The sequence below is a fragment of the Streptomyces sp. NPDC094147 genome, assembly GCF_044764265.1.
Lineage (GTDB): Bacteria > Actinomycetota > Actinomycetes > Streptomycetales > Streptomycetaceae > Streptomyces.
In genome coordinates this window covers 12,915-36,085 of sequence record NZ_JBIWHT010000027.1, presented here as the reverse complement: position 1 = coordinate 36,085, position 23,171 = coordinate 12,915, and the positions used below count along the sequence as shown (strand labels likewise).

At 71.6% G+C, this 23,171-nt stretch carries 17 protein-coding genes; 3 read left to right on the top strand and 14 right to left on the bottom strand.

Features of this window, described 5'->3' with window-relative positions:
- Positions 1-42: 42 nt before the first annotated feature.
- The 12 genes from ACIQ8J_RS28890 to ACIQ8J_RS28835 form a co-directional block, all read right to left on the bottom strand.
- Positions 43-1,872, bottom strand: a complete 1,830-nt coding sequence (locus tag ACIQ8J_RS28890; protein ID WP_403275416.1) for a VgrG-related protein — start codon at positions 1,870-1,872, stop codon at positions 43-45.
- On the bottom strand, positions 1,869-2,591 hold the full coding sequence (locus ACIQ8J_RS28885; protein ID WP_403275415.1) for a LysM peptidoglycan-binding domain-containing protein: 723 nt from the start codon (positions 2,589-2,591) through the stop codon (positions 1,869-1,871). The genes ACIQ8J_RS28890 and ACIQ8J_RS28885 overlap by 4 nt, the downstream gene beginning before the upstream one ends.
- An 84-nt stretch (positions 2,592-2,675) precedes the next feature.
- Complete coding sequence (locus ACIQ8J_RS28880) at positions 2,676-3,104, bottom strand: phage tail protein (protein WP_403275414.1); 429 nt, start codon at positions 3,102-3,104, stop codon at positions 2,676-2,678.
- A gap of 18 nt (positions 3,105-3,122) precedes the next feature.
- The gene (locus tag ACIQ8J_RS28875; RefSeq protein WP_403607983.1) at positions 3,123-3,512 is read right to left on the bottom strand and encodes a hypothetical protein; all 390 of its coding nucleotides are present in this window, start codon (positions 3,510-3,512) and stop codon (positions 3,123-3,125) included.
- Between the two features lie 2,680 nt (positions 3,513-6,192).
- Positions 6,193-6,351 (bottom strand): DUF6760 family protein, encoded by a 159-nt coding sequence (locus ACIQ8J_RS28870; RefSeq protein WP_403275411.1) that lies wholly within the window; start codon positions 6,349-6,351, stop codon positions 6,193-6,195.
- A complete protein-coding gene (locus ACIQ8J_RS28865; RefSeq protein ID WP_403275410.1) occupies positions 6,348-6,818 on the bottom strand; it encodes a hypothetical protein in 471 nt (156 codons plus the stop codon). Before ACIQ8J_RS28865 ends, ACIQ8J_RS28870 begins: the two co-directional genes overlap by 4 nt.
- Positions 6,815-7,255, bottom strand: coding sequence for a phage tail protein (locus tag ACIQ8J_RS28860; protein WP_403275409.1), 441 nt, complete (start codon positions 7,253-7,255; stop codon positions 6,815-6,817). The genes ACIQ8J_RS28865 and ACIQ8J_RS28860 overlap by 4 nt, the downstream gene beginning before the upstream one ends.
- 61 nt (positions 7,256-7,316) lie before the next feature.
- A complete protein-coding gene (locus ACIQ8J_RS28855) occupies positions 7,317-8,873 on the bottom strand; it encodes a phage tail sheath family protein (protein WP_403275408.1) in 1,557 nt (518 codons plus the stop codon).
- A 260-nt stretch (positions 8,874-9,133) separates the two neighbouring features.
- The gene (locus ACIQ8J_RS28850; protein WP_403275407.1) at positions 9,134-11,275 is read right to left on the bottom strand and encodes an AAA family ATPase; all 2,142 of its coding nucleotides are present in this window, start codon (positions 11,273-11,275) and stop codon (positions 9,134-9,136) included.
- Complete coding sequence (locus ACIQ8J_RS28845; RefSeq protein WP_403275406.1) at positions 11,272-11,976, bottom strand: DUF4255 domain-containing protein; 705 nt, start codon at positions 11,974-11,976, stop codon at positions 11,272-11,274. Before ACIQ8J_RS28845 ends, ACIQ8J_RS28850 begins: the two co-directional genes overlap by 4 nt.
- Positions 11,973-15,146: a hypothetical protein gene (locus tag ACIQ8J_RS28840; RefSeq protein ID WP_403275405.1), complete on the bottom strand. Its 3,174-nt coding sequence runs from the start codon at positions 15,144-15,146 to the stop codon at positions 11,973-11,975. Before ACIQ8J_RS28840 ends, ACIQ8J_RS28845 begins: the two co-directional genes overlap by 4 nt.
- A 143-nt stretch (positions 15,147-15,289) precedes the next feature.
- Positions 15,290-15,961 (bottom strand): response regulator transcription factor, encoded by a 672-nt coding sequence (locus ACIQ8J_RS28835; RefSeq protein ID WP_403275480.1) that lies wholly within the window; start codon positions 15,959-15,961, stop codon positions 15,290-15,292.
- A gap of 312 nt (positions 15,962-16,273) precedes the next feature.
- Here ACIQ8J_RS28835 and ACIQ8J_RS28830 point away from each other — a divergent pair, with 312 nt between their 5' ends.
- Positions 16,274-17,581 carry a hydrolytic protein gene (locus tag ACIQ8J_RS28830; RefSeq protein WP_403275479.1) on the top strand — a complete coding sequence of 436 codons (1,308 nt, stop codon included), beginning with the start codon at positions 16,274-16,276 and terminating at the stop codon, positions 17,579-17,581.
- Between the two features lie 217 nt (positions 17,582-17,798).
- Here the strand turns inward: ACIQ8J_RS28830 and ACIQ8J_RS28825 are convergent, their stop codons facing one another.
- Entirely contained in the window at positions 17,799-19,589 is a 1,791-nt protein-coding gene (locus ACIQ8J_RS28825) for a DUF4157 domain-containing protein (RefSeq protein WP_403275404.1), read from the bottom strand.
- A gap of 171 nt (positions 19,590-19,760) precedes the next feature.
- Positions 19,761-20,309, bottom strand: coding sequence for a sigma-70 family RNA polymerase sigma factor (locus ACIQ8J_RS28820; RefSeq protein ID WP_403275403.1), 549 nt, complete (start codon positions 20,307-20,309; stop codon positions 19,761-19,763).
- Between the two features lie 656 nt (positions 20,310-20,965).
- On the opposite strand from ACIQ8J_RS28820, the gene ACIQ8J_RS28815 reads away from it, so the two are divergent.
- The gene (locus ACIQ8J_RS28815) at positions 20,966-21,727 is read left to right on the top strand and encodes a DeoR/GlpR family DNA-binding transcription regulator (protein WP_403275400.1); all 762 of its coding nucleotides are present in this window, start codon (positions 20,966-20,968) and stop codon (positions 21,725-21,727) included.
- Positions 21,728-21,808: 81 nt separating this feature from the next.
- Entirely contained in the window at positions 21,809-23,170 is a 1,362-nt protein-coding gene (locus ACIQ8J_RS28810) for an ABC transporter substrate-binding protein (protein ID WP_403275478.1), read from the top strand.
- Position 23,171: the final 1 nt, after the last annotated feature.

Here is a 23,171-nt window from a genome sequence, read left to right as displayed (position 1 = left end):
CCGACGGAAGCTGTCGGAGCGTCAATTACTGTTGTCATCAGGTCAGTTGATGCGGATGAGTGCTGCCTTCAGGACGGCGAGCAGGCCGCCGTCCACGTTGACCGCGGTCTTGCCGTTGATGTTCACCGAGGTGCCGCCCACGGAGACGTCGCTCGTGGCGTTGATGTCGACCGAGGCGCCCTTCACGGTCACCTTGCCCGTCCCCGCGTCGAGGGTGATCCCGGACGGGGACAGGGTCACGGAGCTCATCGGACGCGAGCCGCCCGTGCCGTACACGGTCAGGGAGATGCGGTTGCGGCGCTCGTCGAGCCGTACTTCGAGCCGGTCGTCACCGCTGGCGAGCCGCACCCCGGACGGTCCCCTGCCCGGGGTGTCGAGCAGCTCGACGCGGTTGCCCGAACGGGACACCAGGGAACGGCGGTTGACCGTGCCGCGCGATCCGTCGACCAGCGGCCCCCGGTGCGGCGAGGGCTTGTCCACGCCGTTGTACAGGCCGCCGATGACGTACGGAGCGTCGAGGAGCCCCTGCTCGAAACCGACGAGCACCTCGTCGTTGACCTCGGGGCTGAACACGCCGCCACCGCCCTGGCCGCCCCACTGCACGGTGCGTACCCAGTCCGTCTCGTAGTCCGCGTCGAGCCACGGGAACTTGAGGCGCACCCAGCCCCGCCCGCCGCCGCCCGGCTCGCGGATGTTGGACACCACACCGATCGCGAGGCCCGGCATGCGCGGCCCCCGGGAGGGCGCGTTGGCGCCGGTGGCCAGGCCCGCGAGGGAGCGGTCGGGGGAGGTGCTGACGAGCACCGTCGTCCGGTAGCCCCCGTGCGGCTCCAGGACGTGGTGCGCGGCGGTCGCGGTGTAGCGCCCGGAGAACGCGGGGCCGACGTTGCCGAGGGCCACGGGCACCCCGGCCCGCAGCATGGGGTTGCCCTCGACCACCGCCTCCAGCTCCGCGAACCCCGAACTCACCGAAGCCGCAACGGATGTGGCGACCGCCTCGGTCTCCGCCTGGGTGCGGTACGGCATGTCGGTGACGGTCAGCCGGGAGGAGCCGCCGAACGCGCTGCTGACCACGGACGGCTTCATCCCCGGAGTCACCGTCCGGCTGAGCACGGACGGCTGCCGGGTGACCAGCGGAGTCTTCGTGTTGACGTCCCAGCCCCGCACCTCGACGTTCCCCGCGCCGTCGGCGCCGGTCAGCACCGCCCGTAGGGCCAGGAGGTTGCGCGGGTGCTCAAGGACCATCGGGTTCTGCGTGGCCGACGTCGAGGGGGCGGGCGCCGACGCGGCGGGCTTCGGCTTCGCGAACTGGAGCAGCCCCTTGTCGTCGACGCGTACCTGCGCACCGCTCTCACCGGCCAGGAACTGCAGGAAGTCCCAGTCCGAGACGTTGGCCTGGGACAGCTGCTGGTACGTGATCGGGGCGGCCTCGACGCGCCCGCAGGCGAGCCCCGCCCCGGCCGCGACCTTGCGCACGATGGCCGAGGCCGTCATGTTGCGATACGCCACCACCTTGCGGCCGCGCTGCAACCGGTGCGCCTTGGAGTACGCGCGCACCACGGTGAACGATCCGGTGGTGTCACTGTCCAGTTCGAGGGCCGTCACCTCTCCGGTGAACAGCAGCTCCCGCGCCTGTCCCTGCACGGTGACGACCGAGATGCGCAGGGCGGTGCCGATGGTGATGCCCGTCGCCTTGAGCAGTTCGTGGTCCGGGTCGCGGTAGGTGAGGACTGCCGCGTCGGGCAGTCCGACGTTCTCGTCCACCACGCAGCTCACCAACTGCGTGATCCACTCGGCCGGCAGCTCCGCGGGAGCCTCCACGATCGGGTCGGCGGCGAAGGACCGGCCGCCCTGCGCCTCGGGCGTCGTCATGGTGTCTCCTCCCGTACGGCGCTCTGCGCGCCCGGCACGAGCAGTTCGGTGCCGGGCACGAGCACCATCGGATCGTCGATGCCGTTGGCCTCCGCGATCACCCGCCAGGCGGTGGCGTCCCCGTACTCCCGCCAGGCGAGCAGCGGCAGGCTGTCACCCGGCACGATCCGGTGGGTGCTGCGCGCCTCGCGCGCACCCGAGGTGGGGTTCTGGCCCGGCGGATCGACGCTGGCCTCCTCGATGGAAAGGCTGCACTTCGCGCGCAGGGGCTTTCCGTCGGCGTCGAACAGCGTGTACGTGACCGAGAGTTGGGACATCACGCCGTTGAACGCCGTGCTCTTGGTGGAACCCCAGTTGAAGCGCACCCAGGGACTCGCGGGCTTCTTCCGAGCGAGACTGCTCCGCGTCGGCACGCACGCCTTCATCAGCTTCTCCACGGCCTGCTCCACCGAGTTGTCGTGCTTCGCCGTCCCGTCGAGGAACACCTCCAGGCTCAGCGAACGCGGCCCGCTGCCCACGAACTCGGGAAGTGCGGACTGCCCCGCCATCCGGGAGGGAGTGCGCCGCCACTCGGTGTTCTTGCTCAGCGACAGGGACGACGGATTGAACTGGAGCTCGACCAGCTCAAGGACGCCGCCGGGCTTCGCACCGACCCGCGCGGGCGGCTCCATGATGGTGAGCTTGGCGCGGGCACGGCTGGTGCGGACTGCGGGTGACATGCCGGTTCCTCCTTCCGTCTGCGATCACGGTGACGGGACGATGAGTTCACAACTCCCTTCAAACACAAGATGATTGATGAAGCATCAGGACACCTTCAGCCCCTCGTGTGCGATCTCCAGGGCTTCCACGGCGGCCTGCGAGTCGGCGGGATCGAACGACGGACCCTGCCAGCGGACCGGCACGATGCCGAGGACCTGCCAGCTGATGATGGGAGTGCGATCCGGCTTCAGCGCGACGATCTCGCCGTCCTTGGGCTCGACCTGCTTGACGATCTCGTCGAACCAGCGCGCGATCTTGGCGGTGTCCTTGGTGACCGGGCGGGTCAGCGTGATGTTCGACCAGGTGACACGCCCCGGCAGTTGCCAGTCGAAGCCGTTGTTGCCGCCCTCGGCGTACGTCTCGACCTCGACCTGGGCGCCGAGCCCCGAACAGGTCTGGAAGGTACCGAGGTCGTTGCCGCCGATGGCGAGCCGGAAGAACGGCGTCGTCGCGAAGATGTCGTCGGTGGTCATGTCATGGGTCCCTACTTCTCAGCGGCGGCCGTCGTACAGCCGTCCGGCACGTTCTCGTCCACGGCGCACATCGGTGCGCAACAATCTGGCCACCGGGTCGATGAGCCGCCGCGCGAGATCCTCCACATCGATCCCGTCGCCGCGCTCCGGCGGCGCCGTGCTCGTATCGGCCGACGCCGAGGCCTTCTTGACCGGTACGGGGATGCGCGAGCGGGCTGCGGAGGTCGGCGGCACGTCGGTGGGTTCGGTGTCCTCGGGAACGCGCTGGACCGCCGCACCCGCCGCCGCAGTGGTGCGAACGGCCGCTTTGAGCGGCGCGTCGGGACCGCCGGGCGCATCGGGGGCCGTCGCATCCGGGGGCAGGGGGACTGCCGTGGGCGGCGCCGTCGCGACCGGCAGACGCTGCACGGATTCCGCCGTGGCGGGCGGTGCGGGCCGGACGACCGGGGTACGGCGCGGCCCCCTCACCCCGGGGACGGTGTCCGGGGTGGGGGAGCGGGCGGCGTCCTGCGCAGTGGGTCCGGACTGCACCGTTGGGAGCGCGGGTTGCACTTGAGGGGGCGCGCCGTGCGAGGTCCGAACCGCCTCCTCATGTGAGGGCTCGTCCCGGCGTTGGGACGCCTTCGGCGAGCGAGGCGAGCCGGGTGGCATCGAGGCCTGCTGGCGGGAGGGCGCCTGCTGGACGGTGGGCGTCGGTTCCCGGCTCCATCGTGCGGGGGCGACCGGGCGGCTGGTGGCGGGAGAAGGCGTGGGCGACGTCGCCGAAAAGCCGGAACTGGTCACGGTGTTCACGCTCAGCGACCGCTCGGGGAGCAGCGCGCGCGACCGCTGAAGCACTGGCAACGCGGCGGCTCGCGCGGCGCCGTACAGGGACCGGCCCGTGGCACGCGCCCTGGCCAAGGGGGCTCTGCCGCCCGTGGCTTTGCCGGCGCGCGACGCTCCCGCGCGCTGCACGGGGGCGCGAACGGCCGTGCCTCGTACGGACAGCGCCGCATGCCCGGCCTGCGGCGCGGGTGAACTGGCAGGCCTGATGGGGGAGTTCGGATTGCCGGGTGTGACGGTCCGTCGTGCAGGGCCTGGGTTCCTGCCCAGGAGAGGGGCACCCGGAGCGGTGGCCGTCGGCGGCAAGGAGTGGAGCGGTGTGCCGATGCCGCTGCGGGGCCGGGGGCCAGTCTGGTTCGAAGGGGCGTCGGGGCGCGGCAGTTGGGCCGCGCCGCCCGCAGATGCGGGCGCCTGGCCTGATGCATGGGCCGGACTCGACGATGGATGTCCGGCCGGTTCGGGAACGACCTGACGCTGTGCGAGGGGCAGGGGTGGGGACGGGGTCGTTGACCGGGTGCCGGGGGTGGCGGTCGAGCGGGACTCGGTGGAGCTCAACAGTCTCGCACTGGCGGGCAGTTCATGCAGCGGTGCACCCAGTGGGGGCCGTACGGGGGCGAACGGTCCCGGGGCGGGGGAGGGTGCGGTGCTGCGCTGGACGGGAGCGGGTTCGGGGGAGGGGGCGCTCGTCGTGGGTGTCGTGGGTGCGGAGTCGGCCCGGTGTTGTGCGAGGGGCATGGGTGCGGGTGGAGTCGTCGGCCCGGTGCCGGGAGTGACGGTCGAGCTGGACTCGGTGGAGGTCAACGGGGCGGCGATGGTGGGCAGTTCATGTCTTGACGCACCGAGTGGGGGCCGGGCAGGTATGTCCGGCTCAGGGGCAGGGGCGGCTTCGGGGGCCGGGCGGCGCTGGATGTCCCGCGCTGGGAGAGTGGACGCGTCGGATGGGCTGCCCAACGTGGGTGTTGTGGGGGTGGGGTCGGCCCGGTGTTGTGCGAGGGGCATGGGTGCAGGGGGCGTGGTTGGCCCGGTTTCGGGGGTGACGGTGGCCGGGCTGGACTGGGGCGGGGTCAACTGGCCGCTGTCAGTGGATAGTTCAGGCACCGGTTCGCCTAGTACGGGCCGCGCCGGCGGGGCGAGCGAAGGGGCCGGGGAGGGCGCTGGGCTTAGCTGGATGTCCGCCTTCGCGGGAGCCGTACCGGGCGTTGGCCCCGGGGCGTCGGATGACGCGGGGCCGCTCGAAAGTGGTTCCGCGCCGTTGCCGTCGCCGGGGTGTGCCGTGACACCTGGCGTACCTCCGCCGGGCGTCGACGCGGGAGCCTGCGGCGGGAAGGCGGGCACCCTGCGGAGCCGCATGGCCGGGCGCAGCGCGAGGGTCAGATCGGGACCGGCCGGCCGGGGTCGGGCGGGCACACCCTCGCCTCCGGGGGCTGAGAGCGAGGGTGCGACGGATGCGGCGACGGGAGGCGTGGGTGCGGCGCCGTCACGTCGAACTGCGGCTCGCTGAACGGGAGGTGAGATGACCGTACGGAGCTGCCGCCGGGGGAGTACGAGGGCGTCGGGGCCGGGTTGCCGCGGCCGAGTGACCTGCGAGTCCGCGCCGCTCGGCATGTCGCTCTGGCGCGAGTGCCCGGCGCCCGTCGCCCCTTCTCCGCCCGCGAGTGCGGCATCTGTGCCGACCTGCTGCCGCGCGGGTGAGGGGCTCGCGCTGGCGCCTCGTCCCGGAGTCGCCGTGTTCCTGGAGTCCCCGGGGTTCCTGGTGCTCCCACTGCTCCCAGGTTCCCCCGCTCGGGCGGAACGGCGTACAGGCGTGGCGGCGGATCCTCCGGCGTCCGGTCCGCCGCCGGAAGGCTCGGGTGCGGTGTCGGGCCGGGGCTGCCGCCGCACCGCGCGCAGGAGCAGAGGTCCGCCATCGGTCGCCGTGGCGAGGGCGGTCGACGGGCGGGTGACCCCGTGGATCAGGCCCACGGGGGCGTCCGGCACGACCGCGTGCCCGAGGTCCGTGCCGAAGGAGGGGTTCTGCCACGCGGCGAGGTGCGAGCGGAACCGCAGCCCGTCGCTGACGCCGCGCGCCGAGCGTGCGACCGTGACCGTCGGCGGGTCGAGCTGCCGCCAGCCGCCGTCCCAGTCGCCGGGCCGACGAGACCGGGCCGGGCCGGACTCCGAGGACGGCCCAGGGTCCTGGGCAGATGTCCGAGCAGGCCGGTCCGGGATGGGCCCCTGAACCGGCCGGTCCGGGGCGCGACGGAACCTGTCCCAGAACCCCATCCGATCAACCGCCTTCGTTCGCACGGGTGTTGATCCGCGCAATCTCTCGTACCCACTGCTGACGTTCGGCGTGGGTGAGGTCGAGGATGTCCTCACGCCGCCAGTGGAAGTGATAGGCCACGTACGCGAGTTCCTCCCGCAGGCGGGGGAGCGCGTACGTCACGATTCCCCCAGGCGCCCACCCGAGAAGTCCACCTCGAACGAGCCACTGCACAGCGGGCAGGTCACCGCGGCGTGCGTGTGGCCCTCGCTGTTGATGCGCCGGTAGAAGTCCTGGAGGAAGGCGACGTCCGTGGCGTACATCCGCTCCACGATCCCGGCGTGCACGTCCTTGATGTCGCCGAGCCGGGTGATGACCTGGCTCAGCAGCACCACGCTCAGATACGCCGGGTTCTCCTTGACCCGCAAGTCGATCTGCGGGCGGAGCTCGTCACGCGCGGTGGCGAGGCGCATAGAGCCGTGCCGATGCTCGTTGCCGTCCTCGTCCACGTAGCCGCGCGGCAGCTCGAACTCGAATTCCGTGCCGAGGTTCTGACGCCTCGACGCGGGAACGTGTGGTGCCTCCTGCCCGGGGTCCGACGTGTCCAGGAACTCCTCCGGGTTGCCCGGCGAGACGGTGCGACGCCTCATTCGACCTCGATCTCCTCGAACTGGATCGTCACGGTCTCGGTGGCCGCCGTGGATTCACCGGACTTGAGGGACGGGCCCTCCCACTTGCTCACCCAGCCGTTCTTGAGGTTGACGCGGCGGACGGTCTGCTTCTCGGTGTCCTTGTACTCGATGGTGATGTTCTGGCGTGCGGAGTTGATCGCGCCCTTGTTCAGGGTCTCCTTGATCCACTTGGTGAACTCGCTGCTCTTGTCGAGTCCCCGGGTGATCGTGACCTCGCCGGCCTTCCTCGCGCCGGGCTGCTTGCGGATGACGCTCTCGCCCCGGTTGGTGTTCTGCTTGATCTCGACGACGTCTTCCTCGACGGAGACTCCGCTGACCTCCTGGATCATCTCGACTAGATATCCGCCCAGTTGCACGCCGAAGACGTGGGTAGTGAGAGCGTCACCATCTGCCATGGCTGTGGATCACCTTTCGTGGGGTGGGGCCGGTCGGGTGCGGGGGCTGCCGCCCCGCGGCTCACTCGTCGACGAGACTGGTGCTGTCGGAGTACTGCGAGAGTCGGAAGATCACGAACTCGGCGGGCTTGACGGGGGCGACCCCGATCTCGCAGATGACCTGGCCGAGGTCGATCGACTCCTGCGGGTTGTTGTTCCGGTCGCACCTGACGTAGAAGGCCTCGTCCGGGTTCTGGCCGAAGAGCGAGCCGCGCCGCCACTCCTCGGTGAGGAAGGCGCCGATGTTGCGCCGGATGCTCGCCCAGAGGCGGTCGTCGTTGGGCTCGAAGACGACCCACTGGGTGCCCAACAGGATCGACTCCTCAAGGTAGTTGAAGAGTCTGCGGACGTTCAGGTAGCGCCAGGCCGGGTCCGAGGAGAGGGTGCGCGCACCCCAGATCCGGATGCCGCGCCCGGGGAAGGCCCGGATGCAGTTGACGCCGATCGGGTTGAGGAGGTCCTGTTCGCCCTTGCTGAGCCGGAGGTCGAGGTCGACGGCGCCGCGGATGACCTCGTTGGCGGGCGCCTTGTGCACGCCGCGCTCGGCGTCGCTGCGTGCCCACACGCCGGCCACGTGACCGCTCGGCGGCACCGTGGTGTTCCGGCCGGTCGCCGGGTCGAACACGCTGATCCAGGGGTAGTACAGGGCGGCATAGCGGGAGTCGTACCCCGCCTCGTCGTTGCGCCAGGTGCGTACCTGCTGGGCGTTGAGGTCGGGCGGGGTGTCCAGGACGGCCACCCGGTCACCCATCTGCTCGCAGTGCGAGATCACCGCGAGCTGCACGGTCCTGAGGCCCTCCGCGTCGATGTCTCCGCGCTGATGGGCGCTCATCAGGTCCGGGACGACGACCATCGTGATCTCGTCGATGGCTTCGAGGCCGGAGAACCCGGTGCGGGCCGTCGCGTCACCGACGTACTCGGTGGCATCGAGGCGGGCGACGCCGTTGGACGAGGCGGTCGTGGCGGGTGCCGGAGCCGGGGCGGCGGGGAGCGCGACGGTCTGGCTCTGCGGGCGGTTCTGCGTCGCGCCCCGCTGCTCGGTGGCAGTGATGAGCTTCGACTCGCGCAACTGCGTGAGGACGTAGCCCTTGACGCTCTTGCGGATGGAGAGGTCGTAGCTCTCGGCGACCCTGTCGCCCTGGCGCACCAGCAGCTTGAAGCGGTCCTCGGGCGGGTTCTCCCCGTCGGGCTCGGCGATCTCCAGGGACAGACCGGAACCGGCCCCGGGCAGCGCGGCGAAGAGGAAGCCGCCGAGCGCGACGGGCTCGGGCGCCGCCTCGACGGCGACCGGGGGGCGGTTCGATGCGTCGGCCGCGGACGCGCCGACGCGGACGACGTAGGCGGTGCCGCCGCCGTTGGCGAAGTAGCCGTAGACCGAGTGGGCGAGGTAGGTGTCCGGGGTGAAACCGCCGAACGTCTGCACGTACTGGTCCCAGTTGGTCACCAGGGTCGGCTGGTGGAACGGTCCCGTCTCCGCGAAGCCGACGAAGGCAGCGACCGCGGTGCCGACTCCTTCGATCGGCCTCGCACCGGACTGCACCTCTTCCACGTACACGCCCGGGGTGAGGTACGAAGGCATGCTCGCTCCCTAATACGTCGGCGGTCAGTTCAGTCACTTGCGAGTCTGGGAGGTGGCGCTGCCGCACGACAGGCCTCGGCGTCTCAGGCCGGGGGCAGAGTCACTGCCTTTTGCGGGTACGTCCTCCGGCCGCTCCGAAGGTGTCGGGCGCGATCTCACCCCCGCGGCCCGGCATCCCGCGGCCTTGTACGGCCTGACGGGGCAGCCACGACTGTCCCCGAGGTGCAGCGGCGTGTTGACGTGGGGCAGAGCCGACAGCCCTAGGGACGGATCGGCTTCTGGTGGGCCGCGTCGAGCCAGGGCCCGAACTCGGTCTCCAGGACGAGCCGTCCGAGCTTGCGGTACTCCTGCAGAACGGCGGTGACGACCTGCGCCATGCCGAGCGGGCGGCCCGCCTCCGCCGCGAGATACGCGGCGGTCACCGTGCAGGCGCGGATCGACCCGCCGGCCAGCTCGAAGCGCTCGGCGCAGAAGTCGAGGTCGAGCTCCTCGTCGCGCGGCAGCTCGGTGCCGAGGCACTGGTCCCACAGGGCGCGGCGCTGGCGCACATCGGGCATCGGGAACTCCGCGACCACGTCCAGGCGACGCGTGAACGCCTCGTCCAGGTTGGCGCGCAGATTCGTGGTGAGCACGGCGATGCCGTCGAACGACTCCATGCGCTGGAGCAGATACGCCGACCCCATGTTGGCGTGCCGGTCGTGCGCGTCCTTGACCTGCGAGCGCTTGCCGAAGATCGCGTCCGCCTCGTCGAAGAGCAGCACCCCGTTGGCCTCCGACGCCTCGACGAAGATCCGCTCCAGGTTCTTCTCGGTCTCACCGATGTACTTGTCCACGATGGTCGACAGGTCGACGACGTACAGCTCCATGCCGAGGTCGGCGGCGATGACCTCGGCCGACATGGTCTTGCCCGTGCCCGACTCGCCGGCGAACAGGGCGATCACCCCGCGGCCGCGCCCGCCGCCCGGCCGCATCCGCCACTGCCCGAGCACCTGCTCCCGGTGCCGGGCGCGCAGCGCGAGCTCTGCGAGCTGGTGGCGCGTGGCCGGAGGGAGTACGAGATCGTCCCAGCCCACCGAGGGCTCGGTCCGTCGGGTCAGGCGCTCAAGACCGGCGCCGTTCTGTGCCCGCACGGCGTCGCGCAGGTCGGCCGCCGTCACGGGGCGCCCGGCGAGGGCGGCGACCCGGGTGGCGACGGTGGCGGCCCTGCGCACCTGGCCGGAGTCGAGGCGGTAGGCGGCGAGCGCGCCGACGAGTTCGTCTACCGGCGCGGGGTGCGCGGCCCCGATGGTCTCGGCCGCCTGACTCAGTGCCCGCCGCCACTGCCGGGCGAGCTGCTCCGGTGACGGCGGAGCCACGGTGATGCGCACGGGGCTCTCCGTCGCCCACAGCGGGTCCCAGCCCTTCCTGCCGTACGTGATGAGCGGGATGCCGTCGGCCGCCGCGCACAACTCCCTTAACAGGACGGCCCGTTCGGGCTGTTCCGGTTCGAGGGCTTCGAGCGGCCCGAGCACGATGCCGCCACCGCTCAGCCTGGCCTCGGTGGCCACGACGCGCGGCAGATGGCCGGTCGGGACGTGGGCGGCGGCCGCGGCGGCGCTCTCCGCGACGAGGGCGGGGACGTCGAGGACCAGCGGACGGCGCCCCGCGGCCAGCAGCGAGGCGACCGCGAGACGCCCGGCGTCGCCGCCCCGGTCCAGCAGATGGACCAGGCCGCTGCCGGTGCGGGCGGCGGCCGCCACGCGGTGACTGTCGCCGTCGGGCGGCTCGGCAGGGTACGCCGTGCGACCGTGCTGGACGCAGAGCACGCCGAGCAGCCGTGCGTCTGGCTCCTCGTCCCCGAGCAGATGCGCCGTCACCCGGTCCGGCACCCTCAACACCCGGGAGAGCTGCGGGCGTTGGGGCTCGGTGATCTCGACGAGACCTCCCGCGACGAGCGGCGCGGACGGAGTGAGACGGAAGCGCCCCGCGCCGGCGGCCGGCAGACCGCACAGCTCAAGGGCCAGGCCCACAGTGGGCCTGCGCCGGCTGAGGTCGTCGTTGAGGTAGCCGTAGAGCCGCTCGAAGCGCGCGTCGAGATCGGGCGCCACGGCGACGAGCAGCAGCTCCACATCGAGGGGGGACAGGCCGAACGCGGTGGCCAGTTGGTGCAGGACCGACCCGGGCGGGGGCGCGGGGGAGCCACCGGTGACGGAGGCGGACGCGGGGGGCTCGTCGAGGATCCGCTGGACCGCCTCGGGTGTGAGGTACTGGCCCAGGTACGGGTCGTCCGGGTCGGGGTCGACGGCGCGGCGGGCGGCCACCGCCTCGCGCACCCGCTGCTCGACGAGCCGCAGCCGCACCCAGAGGTGGTCGTCGGACCCGCCGGGCTCCGCGCCGGACAGCACATGGACGGCCTGGCTCATTCCTGGCGCCCTCCGCGACGGCGCCGCGCGGGCGTGGGCCGGCGTTCGCGCGGCGACGAGAACCCGTCGGGTCCCGGGTCGCGGATGCCCTCGTAGCGCAACTGACGCCCCGGTACGTCGCCGTCGGCGATCGTGGACGAGGCGACGGACTTGACGATCAGACCCTCGGTGACCGGCGGCCCCGCCGGTGTGGTCTCGCCGGACAGCGGCGCGATGACCGTCAGGCTGATCGAGGCCTTGAGCTCGCCCCCGAGCGCCGACCACACGTCGTGGGCCGACGGACCGTCCGGGCCGCCCGCCGCGAACAGGGGGACGGCGAGGCCGAGTTCGGCGAGAGAGCCGGTGAGCACCCGCTTGGGCAGCATCTCCTGAGCGATCAGGCGCCGCAACACCTGGGAAAGCAGCCGGTGTTCGTCCTGCGGGCGATTGGTCCACGCCGTGACCAGGTAGGTCAGCTCGAACCAGCGCGGCGGTGTGCGCCACGCGACGACCAGGCCGTCGGTGTCGTACTCCTCGGCCGTGCCGGAGCGCCGCCGCGCGGCGTCCTCCCGGATGCCGTACAGGAACACGCTGACCGTCGGGGCGTTGCGGCGCGCCGACCAGTCCCGGGTCGGGGCGTCGAAGACGAGGTCCACCCCCGCGTCCTCCAGACCCGCCTCGGCGAGCAGCAGGCGCAGCCCCTCGTCGACTTCGTGGATCATCGGCGCTCCACCTCGTCCGGCGGCTGCACGCTGCCCGTCACGACGAGGAAGTCCGTCGTGACCGGGCTGAAACCCGGACCTGCGGCGGTGATGACGCGGGGTCCGGTCTGGTCTTTGGTGAGGATCAGGAGCTGGCCGATGAACGTCCCGTCCGGGCCGGGGAGCGTCGGCGCGGCGGCCGCCGTGATGCCCGGCCGCCAGGTGAAGGCGACGGGCGCGCCGGGCGGGAAGTCCTTGCCGCGCACCGAGGTCACGAATCCGGGTTTGCCGATGGGCGGCACGGCGACGATGCGCGGCTGCAGGATGCGCAGCGTCGCACGGGCGAAGTTGTCGTTCGGGTTCGCGTCCGTGCCCGTCGTGGTGAGCGTTCCGGTGACCTGGGTGCGCTCGGCCTGCTTCGGGCTCAGGACGACGCGTACGACGGCCGAGGCGCCCTCGGGCAGATCGGGCAGGGCACACTGGAGGGATGCGTCGCAGCCGGCCGGCGGTGCTCCGCGGGGGATGTCCGGGGGCAGTCCGAGCTGGAGGCGCAGCCCGGTGGCCAGGGCGTTGCGGCCGTTGCTGACCGTGTACGTGACGACGACGTGGCCGCCGACGTAGCCGGGGTTCGGTTGCGCGGTGACGGTCACGCCGGGGCCCGCCGCGGGCGGGGGCGGCGCCGGAGGTGTGGGTGGCGTCGTCGGTGGTGTGGTCGGTGGTGTCGCCGGCGGTGTCGTCGGGGGCTGCGTCACGGGGGCGACGGGCACGACGGTCTCGGAGGCGTTGTCCGTCGGGTTGGGGTCGAGGACGGCGCCGTTGACGGACCAGCCGATGCGCTGGTCACCGGTGCTCACGCCGGTCACCCGCACGGTGACGGGCACGCTCGCGCCGGGCGCGACGACACCCAGGTCGCACTGGAGCGAATCGGCGGGACACGTCCCGGCGGGGCTGGTCAGCCCGCCGATGCGCAGGCCCGGGGGCGGCGCCGCGGTGAACACCGTGCCGGGGGAGGCCGCAGGGCCGTTGTTGACGACGGTGACGGTGATCGAGGCGGACGAACCGACCGTGAGGGAGGGCAGCCTGGCGGGTGCGTGCACGGCCAGGTCGACGGACTGCTGGACGCTCGGCTCCTTCTGCCGTCCGGGCAGCGTCTTGGTGAGCCATCCGACGCCCCCGGTCGCCAGGTCCAGGGAGTTGAGCGCCTCCGGCTCGTTCGGGGCCGGCCCCCTGCGGGAGCTGAACACCAGCGTCTTGCCGTCGGCGCACCAGGCCACGTCGCGCGGCTGGAACGGCCCGGTCGCGGAGGTGTCGGGCAGCGGCCGACGGCACGCGTCCGGGTTGCCGCCGAGCCCCGCGGGGGCCACGACCTTGCAGTCCGCGCCCGTGACGGATGCGACGAGGAGGCCGTCGCGCTCGTTGACGCGGCCGCCGCCGTCCTTGCGGTTGAACACGAGGGTGCGGCCGTCGGGTGAGAACGCCGGGCTGTCGTCGATCACGTCGCAGGCGCCGGGGCAGATCGTGGCGCTGAAGTCCCTCTGCTGGTCGAGGGAGTTCGCCGGCACCATCCAGATGTGTTTGTTGCCGCCGCCTCCGTTGATCACCGCATTGCGGGTGAACGCGATGGTGGTGCCGTCCGAGGACCAGGTGGGCTGTGCGTCACCGCCCGCCGCCTGACCTGCGGGCGGCGTGATCTCGTGGACGATCGCGCCGGTCGCCGTGTCGGCGATCAGGATGCGGCCGGGCCCCGAGGCACTGCCGGTCCCGCCGGGCGACGTCCTGGTGAAGGCGAGGAACTTGCCGTCCGGCGAGAAGGTCGGGTCGGTGTCCCAGTCCTTCGGGCCGCGCCCGGCGAGCGGCATCGGCGCGGCGTGCGATCCGTCGGCGTCGGCGAGCCAGATCCGCTCGATCCTGCCGTTCTGCGAGTCCTCGAAACGCGTCAGGACGATCCGCCGCCCGTCCGGCGTGTAGTTCTGCCGTTCGTCCCAAGGGTCGTACCCGGCCGCGGGGTTGAAGAGCGGATCGGCCGCCGGATCGGTGTTCGTGTCGGCCGCCGGGTCCTCCTTCAGGATGGTCAGCCCGAGGTCGCGGGGGTCCGAGCCGTCCTGCCGCGCGTCCTGGAGCGTCGCGACGTGCACCGCGGGCGCGGAGGTGCGCGCCACGATCACCTTGCCGCCGTTGAGAGGGCCGAGCCAGGCCGGCGAGTCGACCGCGCGGTTCTCGCTGAGGACCAGCGTCGGCGCGTCCGGCGCATGCGCCTGGGTCCGGTAGACGTGGTCCCAGTCGCCCTCGCAGCCACAGGTGCGGTCGGGACTGAGGAAGAGCAGACCGTTGCCATCGGGCAGCCAACTCGCCTCCCTCGTACGCCAGTTGGCAGCCTCACCGGCGAGGAGCGGGCCATCCGTGCCCCTGCCGTCAGTGACGCGCAGGCTCAGGTTCCGCTGTCCGCTCGCGGTGAACGTATAGGCGACGAGGTCACGGTGGGCGGAGTCGCCCACCGGGTTCCACACCGGCTCGCTCGCCTGCCCGGCCTGGGTGCCGGTGAGGAGGGTCGCCGTCCCGCCGTCCAGTGCCCGCGTGTAGATCTGCCAGCCGCGCAGCGGATCGGAGTCGCTCGCGTACGCGATGCGGGTGCCGTCGGGCGACACGGTGGGTGAGACCTCGTCGGCGGGGGAGTCGGTGAGTCTGCGCAGGCCGGATCCGTCGGTGCGGACCAGCCACAGGTCCCGCTGGGTCTGTCCGGCGGCGCTGCCGGGCTCCGCCGAGTCGAACACCACCGACGCCCCGTCCGGGGTGAGGCGCGGATGCGCGGCGTCCCGCCCGGTCGTCAGCTTGCGCACGGCGCCGGTCGCGTCGCGCAGGTAGACCTGCGGCCTCACGTCGTCCCGCAGGCTGGTGAAGACCGCCACGTCGCCGTGCGCGGCGGGCTGTTGGTCGAAGTGGGCGGGTCCGGCGCCGAAGAGCGGCGTGCTCGACGTGGTCGTGCCGACCTCGCCGAGGCTGCGGTGCTCCGTACCGGCGTACGCGATCCGCCCGGCGCTCGGCGCGGCCGCGTCCGCCGCGTCGGCCTCGGCCCGGCCGCCGAGGCCCTGCCCGGCCGCGGCGCCCACCACGAGCAGGGGCACGAGCAGCAGAAGGGCGGCACCGATGCCGCGCGGCTGGTGCCGCCCGTTGGGGCCAGCGGTGCCGATCACGGTCCACCTCGCAGTCTGGGAACGGTCTTCGCGCACCACCCTCACGGCCGGGCCGGGTCCCAGGACAGGCCGCAGGGGCCTGTCCTGGGGGAAGAGCTCCTGCGCTTTAGGGCAGAGCGGGCGCCCCGCCCGGCACCCAGCCGCTAGATGAGTCCGTGCCGCATCGCGTATCCGACCGCGTGGGCACGGTTGCGCAACTGGAGCCGGGTGGTGACCTCGTGCAGGACGTTCTTCACCGTGCGCTCCGAGTACGACGTCTTCTGCGCGATCTCGGCGGTGTCGAGGCCCTCCGCGACGAGTCTGAGCATGTCCGCCTCTCTCGCCGTGAGGGTGGACTGGCTGAACCCGCGCGGGTCGAGCACGGAGCCCTGCACGCCGCCCAGGTGGTCGAGGAGCCTGCCGAGCAGGTCACCGGGGAGCATGCCCTCCCTGTTCGCGAGGGCCGTGATCAGCTGCACGAGCCGGTCCTGGTCGGCCTCGGCGCGCCGCAGTATGGCCGCGACCCCGGACTCCACGACGGTCTGCAGCGCCTTGGGGCCGAAGGCGCCGACGACGAGCCCGGTCCTGGTGGCGGTGTTGCGGCGCAGCCGGTGGAGCAATGTGACGGTGCCGTCGTCCACGGTGTCCACCACGACGAGCGATGCCTGTGCGCGCTCCGCCTCGGAGTCCGCGAGCAGTTCCACCTCGGGCCGCTGGCGCAGCTGTTGGACGACGCCGGTGTGCAGGATCAGGTCCTCCGCGTAGACGGACACGGAGACACGGCGGGGTTTGGTGTGGGGGGCGGAGGGCAGCGTCGCCCTCAGCTCGGGCGACATGTGGGGCCGCACCGGGATCGTGACCGTGCTCTGCTCGTCCTGTGATGGCATTGATGCGTACTCGATTCTTGAGATTCCGTCCAGACCTGTGTGGGGGGTGTCTGTGCCGGGGCCGGCATGGGCTTTCGTGTGGTGGCGGGTGGTGAGTGCCGTGCCGCGGGCGTCCGCGGCAGGGCCAGTGGGGGCAGTGCCGGGGTGCGCGGCGGGGGCACCATGACTGCCCGGCCACTGCCCTCCGGCCTCTCGTGCAACGGACGCCACCGCGTTTAGGTTCACCGCGTGACCGCATCTGCCGCATCTGCCGAAATTGAAATCCCGCCGGTGACGGTGACGCCCGGCGGTGAGGCGACCACGACCCTGACCGTCCGCAACGACGGCGACATCGTCGAGGCCTACACGCTGGAGACCGTCGGCGACTGCGCCGCGTGGAGCACCGTCGAACCGGCCCGGGTCTCGCTGTACCCCGGCACGTCCGAAACGGTGACCGTGCGCCTCGCCCCGCCCCGCTCGCCCGAAGTCCGAGCCGGTGACATCCCGCTCGGCGTGCGCGTACTGCCCGCGGAGCACCCGGAGTTGGTACGGGTCCCGGAGACGACCGTCCACGTCGAGGCGTTCCGGGAGCTGCGGCGGGAACTCCAGCCGCGGCGCAGGCGCGGCTGGCTCGGCGCGCGCTACCGGGTCGCCGTGCGCAACCAGGGCAACACCGCCGCGGACGTCGCCTTCACCGGCCGGCAGGCCGGTGAAGAACTCCGGTTCGGCTTCACCCCGAGCCGGCCCCGCCTGGAGCCGGGGGAGTCCACCGAGGTACGCCTGCGGGTGCGGACCGGCAAGGTGATCTGGTTCGGCAAGCCGGTCACCTGGCCGTTCCAGGTCGATGTGGCGCACGCCGAGGAGACCGCCTCCGGCGAGGCGGGAGAGGGGCAGGTCCGGCCGCCGAGTGAGCAGCTGGGTACCGGTCAACACCCGTCTCTGGAAGGGGAGTTCGTCCAGCTCTCGGTCTTCCCGAAGTGGCTGCTCGCAGTATTGGCCGCGCTCCTGGCACTGCTGATCGCGTGGTTCGCGCTGGTGCGCCCCGCCGTGCAGAGCACCGCCAAGCAGGCCGCCAACGACGCCGTCAGCAAACCGAGCCCCAACCCGAGCGCCCAGCAGGGCGGCACGCCCGGCACGGGAGCCGGCAGTCAGGGCAAGCCCTCGGGTGGCGGTGCGGCGGGATCGGGCGGCGGCAGCGGATCGAGCCCGGAGCCGGGCACGGTCGGCGGCGGCCAGCAGAGCTCGGCCACCGTCGACGTCCAGACGGACGGCGGCGCGACGAATACGGGGGTCTACAAGGTCCCGGCCGGGAAGGTCTTCGGCATCACCGACATCGTCGTGGCCAACTTCCAGGGCGACGAAGGGGTTCTGACCATCACCTTCGGAGACCGCAAGATCACCACGATCGCTCTGGAGACCTTCCGCAACCAGGACTACCACTGGGTGACTCCTATCGAAATCCCCGAGAATGCCACGGTGACCGCGAAGGTGACGTGCGCGAAGCCCGGCACACCCGCCACCGGGAAGCAGGCATCCGGGTGCGATGAGGTGTTGAACGTGAGTGGGGTGCTGAGCGATGTCAAACGATGAGGCGGACTCCGGACGGTCGTAGTGCCAACGCGTGTGCGTCCAGGGGCATTTGGAGCTCAACCCCGTCGCCCAGGTCCCCGAGCCGGCGTGCCCGTTTGGCATGCGGCCACCTCGTCGTTCGTGGCACCGCCGGCGTGCGCTAAACGGAACGAGGCCCGGTGCGCAGGCACCGGGCCTCGTGAAACAGTCCCGCATCAGGATGCACGGGGCCTCGTGATCAGCCCTGCATCAGGATCGTCAGGACGAGGCGGTTCTGTCCGCTCTGCGGGGTGAAGCGGTTCGCCCAGCCCCACTGCTCGTGGAAGCTCTGCATGTTCTCCACGGGCCCGTACATCTGGAAGTACCACTGGGGGTCCCCGGAGCTCAGGGTGTGCTCTTCCTCGTGCCGCGCGTAGTTCTCCATCGTGATGTGGTCGCGTCCGCTCTTGGCCACGACGGAGGCGAAATGGAAGTCCAGGCCGCCGGAGGTCGAGTCGGGGCGCAGCCCCTTGATCATGAAGATGTCGCCGACGCCGGCCTTCGCGGTGAACTCGTTGACCTTGAACTTCTCGTACGCGGCCTGGAGCCGGGGCAGTTGTGCCGGGTCGTCGCGGAACGCCATGACCCCCTGGATCATCTCGCTGATGACGGCCGCAAGGCCCGGCAGCCTGCTCTGGTCCCTGATGGCAGCGTTCCTGGCGGCCCCGTACCGGGTCCGGAGGTCGTTGACCGCGGCTGAGCCCGCCAGCTCGCCGATGACCTTGAAGATGGCTTCGAAGTAGAGGTCCTCACCGGTGAACTGCGGTGCGGGCCGTGCGGTGACCTCAGTGGCGATCTCGTTGCAGCGCTGCGCGAGCCGCACATCCAGACCGCGCTGCGGCGCCTGGCCGTGCCCGGGGTTGCGCACCACGGGTTCGACCTGCCACAGCGTCAAGTTCTGGTCCATGATCTTGATGTTGAGGAACCGCTTGGTCCGCCGCAGTGTCAGATAGCCCTGACCCTGGTCGAGCCGCACCTTGCCGTGCAGTTGGGCGTTGGCCTTGTCGATGCGATCGGCTGTGGCGAAGAACGTCTTGGCCTGGCGGCCGTCGGTGATGTGCTCCACCGCCAGGTCCATCTTCTCGGCCAGCCGCAGCGGTACCTGGCCGTTGTACACGACGTTGAGGCTGCCGTCGGCCGCCACGAAGCTGTCCGCCTGCCGGGGCCCGGTGCGCGGGTCCTGGACGATGCGGGGCCGCTCCTCCTGGCTGGGGAAGAAGTCCGGTGCGGCGGGCCCGGGTTGGCCCTGGGCGTCGAGCGTGCCCATGTTCGGGTAGTCGGCGTCGCCGGGGTGGACGACGACGAAGCGCTGAACGGGGTTCGCGGCCGCCCTCTGCGCCGGCGCGCTGTGGTGGGCGGCACGGCCGGGTGCCTCGTGCGAGGCGTCGGCAGCGGCCTGGAGGGGCCGGGCCAGGACGCGGCGGGCGTTGTCCTCGGCGGCCCGCTCGAAGCGGTCCGAGGGGTCGCTGACCCGCAGCCCGTTGCCGTGTTCGGTGCCCGCGACCGGTCCTTGACGCTGCTGGATCACATGGGTCAACTCGTGGGCGAGGGTGTGCCGGTCGCCGCCTCCGTCGCCGATGACCACGTGGTTGCCCGAGGTGTACGCGCGCGCCCCCAGCTCCAGCGCCGAACGCTGGGCGTCGGCACCGGTGTGCACCCGTACATCGGAGAAGTCCGCGCCGAGGCGGCTCTCCATCTCCGTGCGTACGGCCCCGGCGAGCGGCTTTCCCGACGCCCCGAGAACCTTGGGGACCATGGAGGGTTCCACCGGCTCGCCGGCCGAGGCGTTGTGGTCCTGCGGGGGCCGGGCCCGTCGTTGCAGCGCGCGCACCGCCGCGGTGTTCCCGGCGGTGCGCTGGAGGTCGAGCAAGGCGGCCGGGGACAGGAGACCGGCCGGAGGCCGCTCCGTCTCGCGGTCCGCCGGCTCGGCGCGCGGCTCCCGCCGCAGCGCCTTGGAAGTTGGGCCCTGCTTCTGTTGTACGACGCGCACGGGGCGCCTCCCTGCGTGATCCCGTCGACGGTGAACCGATCTCTTCATGCTGCCGGTGCGCGTGGGGCCGGGAACAGAGTCATAAGGGGTAGTCCCGGGTGCCCTGGCGGGGCAGCTCACCTTCCTGTTCGGACCTGCTGGCCCTCTGAGGGGGTGGGGCGTGACGAAGCGTCAAACAGCCGTGAGGCCACGGTTGTTGAGGCCGTCCCGCAGGGCGCGCATCGCGTAGTGGGTGCGGGACTTGACCGTCCCGGGCGGTACGCCGAGGACGCGTGCCGTCTGGTTGACACTGTGACCGAGGAAGTAGACGTGCAGCAGGACCTCGCGCTGGAACGGCGCGAGGTCGCGCATCGCGTCCACCACCACGTGCGCCGTGAGCGCGTGGTCGACCCCGTCGGCCACCGGCAGGTGCGTGACGTCGGGCACTTGCTCCTCCGGCGGGCGCGCCCGCCGCCCCCGGTACCCGTCGATGACCAGGTTGCGCACGACGTGGAAGAGCCACGGGCGCAGCGCCGCGGTCGCGGGGTCGAGTTCGGCGGCGTGCTGCCAGGCGCGGATCGCCGCCTCCTGGAGGACGTCCTCGGCGCGGTGCCAGTCGCCGTCGAGGAGCCGGGTGGCGAAGCGGAGCAGTACGGACCCGTGCCGCTCGTACAGGGCCCGCAGGAACTCCTCGTCGGGTTCGATGTAACGGGCGTCGGGGCGGATCGCTAACTCGGGCATGATCATTGCCTCCGGGCACTCCAGCAGTCGGACATCGCTCGGAACCGACAGGGCCCACCTGTCACACGGAGCGATGGGAGAAGTTGTAAGCCCAAACGGGCAGACCGGACGGGCCCGTTCTGCTGCGCATCACGACCGAATCTGGCCGTTTCCCTGGAGGTCGACGGCCCCCCGACTTGCCCGGCCGCTGGACGCGGGCCGGGTTCCGGTGTCCGAACGGTCGGTGCGCGGGCCCGTTTCGCACCCGGTTTCCTCCCGATCACTGCCCGAACGGGGCCCGGAGCGGTACGCCGCGGCGACGGCACCGGGTGCTCAGCGAGTACCTCGCGGGTGGCCGACACGGTACGGCGTCTCCAGGGGGTTCCGATTCATGGGCGCCCGCGTTCGGCTGACGGACCGGGTCAGGAACTGGGCTGTCCAGCCACCCCGAACCGCCCGATTCGGCACCCGATTCGCCGCCGACGGGCACCCGCGCGGTCTCCGATCACCAACTCGGGCCGCGTGGCCTGCGACGGGGCGGCTGGGCAAACGGTCAGATCCGGGCGCGCTATGGCCTGGAACGGGCCGGTCCCCTTGAACGCCGCGGCGGTATAAATTCTGGCGGGCCCACTCGGGCGTCCGATGCCCGAACGGGCCATGAGGGGTAGGTAGTTGGGATGCGGTCGGAGGAGCGGCACCACAGGCTGCTGACCCTGGCGCGCCGGGACGGCCGGGTGGAGGTCGCGGTGGTGGCCGCGGACTTCGGGGTGGCACCGGAGACCATACGGCGGGACCTGAGCGAGCTGGAGCGCCGCGGCCTCGTGCGGCGCACCCACGGTGGCGCCTATCCGGTGGAGAGCGCGGGATTCGAGACCAACCTCGCCCAGCGGGTGACCCTGCACGTCGAGGACAAGCGCCGGATCGCCGCCGAGGCGGTGAAGTGGCTCGCCGGCGCGGAAACCGTGTTCGTCGACGAGGGCTACACGCCCCAGATCCTCGCTTCCCTCCTGCCCACCGACCGCCCGCTGACCGTGATCACCGCCTCCCTGTCGACGGCCGTCGCCGTCGCCGAGTCGGCGCACATCACGGTGCTGCTGCTCGGCGGCCGGGTCCGCGCCCGCACTCTGGCCACCGTCGGCTCCTGGGCCAGTTCGATGCTGTCCGGCTTCGTCATCGACCTCGCCTACCTCGGATCCAACGGCATCTCCCGCGAGTTCGGGCTCACCACGCCCGACCCGGCCGTCGCCGACGTCAAGGCCAAGGCCTTGGAGGTCTCCCGCCGACGCATCTTCATGGGACACCACGGCAAGTTCGGCGCCAGCAGCTTCTGCCGGTTCGCCGAGATCTCCGACTTCGAAACGATCATCACCGACACCGGCCTGTCCACCGCCGAGGCTCACCGGTACTCCCTGCTCGGCCCCCAGGTCATCCGGGTCTGACGCGGACACCGCGTTCCGGCGCACCGGAGCACGAGAGCCGCCCCGGGCCGTCCTTGGCATGCCCGCAGCATGACGGAAGGAATGATCCACGTGAGGACAAGCAGGCACAGCGCCCGAGCCGGGACCGCGGCCCTCTGCGGCGCGCTGCTCGCCGCGTGCTCCGGCGCCGGCGGGGCGGGCGGAGGCTCCGGCGCCCACTCCATCAACGTACTGATGGTCAACAACCCGCAGATGGCGGACCTCCAGAAGCTGACCGCCGAGTACTTCACCAAGTCCACCGGAATCACCGTCAACTTCACGGTGCTGCCCGAGAACGACGTGCGCGACAAGATCAGCCAGGACTTCGCGAGCCAGGCCGGGCAGTACGACATCGCCACCATCAGCAACTACGAGACCCCGATCTACGCCAAGAACGGCTGGCTCGCCCCGCTCACCGACCGGGCGAAGGCCGACAGCGCCTTCGACCAGAGCGACGTCCTGCCCGCCATCCAGGAGTCCCTGACGGCGTCGGGCCAGATCTACGCCGAGCCCTTCTACGGCGAGTCCTCGTTCCTCATGTACCGCAAGGACGTCCTCGCCGAGCAGAAGCTCACCATGCCGGAGCACCCCACGTGGCAGCAGGTCGCCGGCCTCGCGGCGAAGGCCGACGGGGCACGGCCCGGGATGAAGGGCATCTGCCTGCGGGGCCAGCCCGGCTGGGGCGAGGTGATGGCGCCGGTCACCACCGTCGTCAACACCATGGGCGGCACCTGGTTCGACAAGGACTGGACCGCCAAGGTCGACAGCCCCGAGTTCACCAAGGCCGTCAACTTCTATGTGGACCTGGTCCGTTCGCACGGCGAGGCCGGAGCCCCGCAGGCCGGCTTCACCGAATGCCTCAACGACATGACCCAGGGCAAGGTCGCCATGTGGTACGACGCCACCTCCGCGGCCGGCGCTCTCGAAGCATCCGGATCACCGGTCGCGGGCAAACTGGGCTACGCGCCCGCGCCGGTGGAGAGGACGAAGAGTTCGGGCTGGCTCTACACCTGGGCCTGGGGCGTGCAGAAGGCGAGCAAGAACCAGGACGACGCCTGGAAGTTCATCTCCTGGGCCTCCGGCAAGCAGTACGAGAACCTGGTCGGCGAGCAGCTCGGATGGTCCAGACTCCCGGCAGGCAAACGCACGTCGACGTACGCCAACCCCAAGTACGTGGCCGCCGCCTCGGCGTTCGCCTCCGCCACCAAGGACGCCCTCACCTCCGTAGACCCCCGCAACCCGGGAGTGCAGCCCAGGCCCGCGCCCGGCGTCCAGTTCGTGGGGATCCCCGAGTTCACCGACCTCGCCACCCAGGTCTCGCAGCGGATCAGCGCCGCCATCGCCGGGAAAACCAGCGTCGCCGACGCGCTGAAGGCCGGACAGGACCGGGCCGAGACGGTCGCCGACAAGCACAAGGGCCAGTGAC

Coding starts and splice junctions, on each gene's coding strand:
- ACIQ8J_RS28865 (WP_403275410.1), bottom strand. CDS start 6,818: ATGAGGCGTCGCACCGTCTCGCCGGGCAACCCGGAGGAGTTCCTGGAC.
- ACIQ8J_RS28880 (WP_403275414.1), bottom strand. CDS start 3,104: ATGACCACCGACGACATCTTCGCGACGACGCCGTTCTTCCGGCTCGCC.
- ACIQ8J_RS28820 (WP_403275403.1), bottom strand. CDS start 20,309: ATGCCCGAGTTAGCGATCCGCCCCGACGCCCGTTACATCGAACCCGAC.
- ACIQ8J_RS28845 (WP_403275406.1), bottom strand. CDS start 11,976: ATGATCCACGAAGTCGACGAGGGGCTGCGCCTGCTGCTCGCCGAGGCG.
- ACIQ8J_RS28835 (WP_403275480.1), bottom strand. CDS start 15,961: ATGTCGCCCGAGCTGAGGGCGACGCTGCCCTCCGCCCCCCACACCAAA.
- ACIQ8J_RS28855 (WP_403275408.1), bottom strand. CDS start 8,873: ATGCCTTCGTACCTCACCCCGGGCGTGTACGTGGAAGAGGTGCAGTCC.
- ACIQ8J_RS28885 (WP_403275415.1), bottom strand. CDS start 2,591: ATGTCACCCGCAGTCCGCACCAGCCGTGCCCGCGCCAAGCTCACCATC.
- ACIQ8J_RS28890 (WP_403275416.1), bottom strand. CDS start 1,872: ATGACGACGCCCGAGGCGCAGGGCGGCCGGTCCTTCGCCGCCGACCCG.
- ACIQ8J_RS28810 (WP_403275478.1), top strand. CDS start 21,809: ATGATCCACGTGAGGACAAGCAGGCACAGCGCCCGAGCCGGGACCGCG.
- ACIQ8J_RS28850 (WP_403275407.1), bottom strand. CDS start 11,275: ATGAGCCAGGCCGTCCATGTGCTGTCCGGCGCGGAGCCCGGCGGGTCC.
- ACIQ8J_RS28815 (WP_403275400.1), top strand. CDS start 20,966: ATGCGGTCGGAGGAGCGGCACCACAGGCTGCTGACCCTGGCGCGCCGG.
- ACIQ8J_RS28860 (WP_403275409.1), bottom strand. CDS start 7,255: ATGGCAGATGGTGACGCTCTCACTACCCACGTCTTCGGCGTGCAACTG.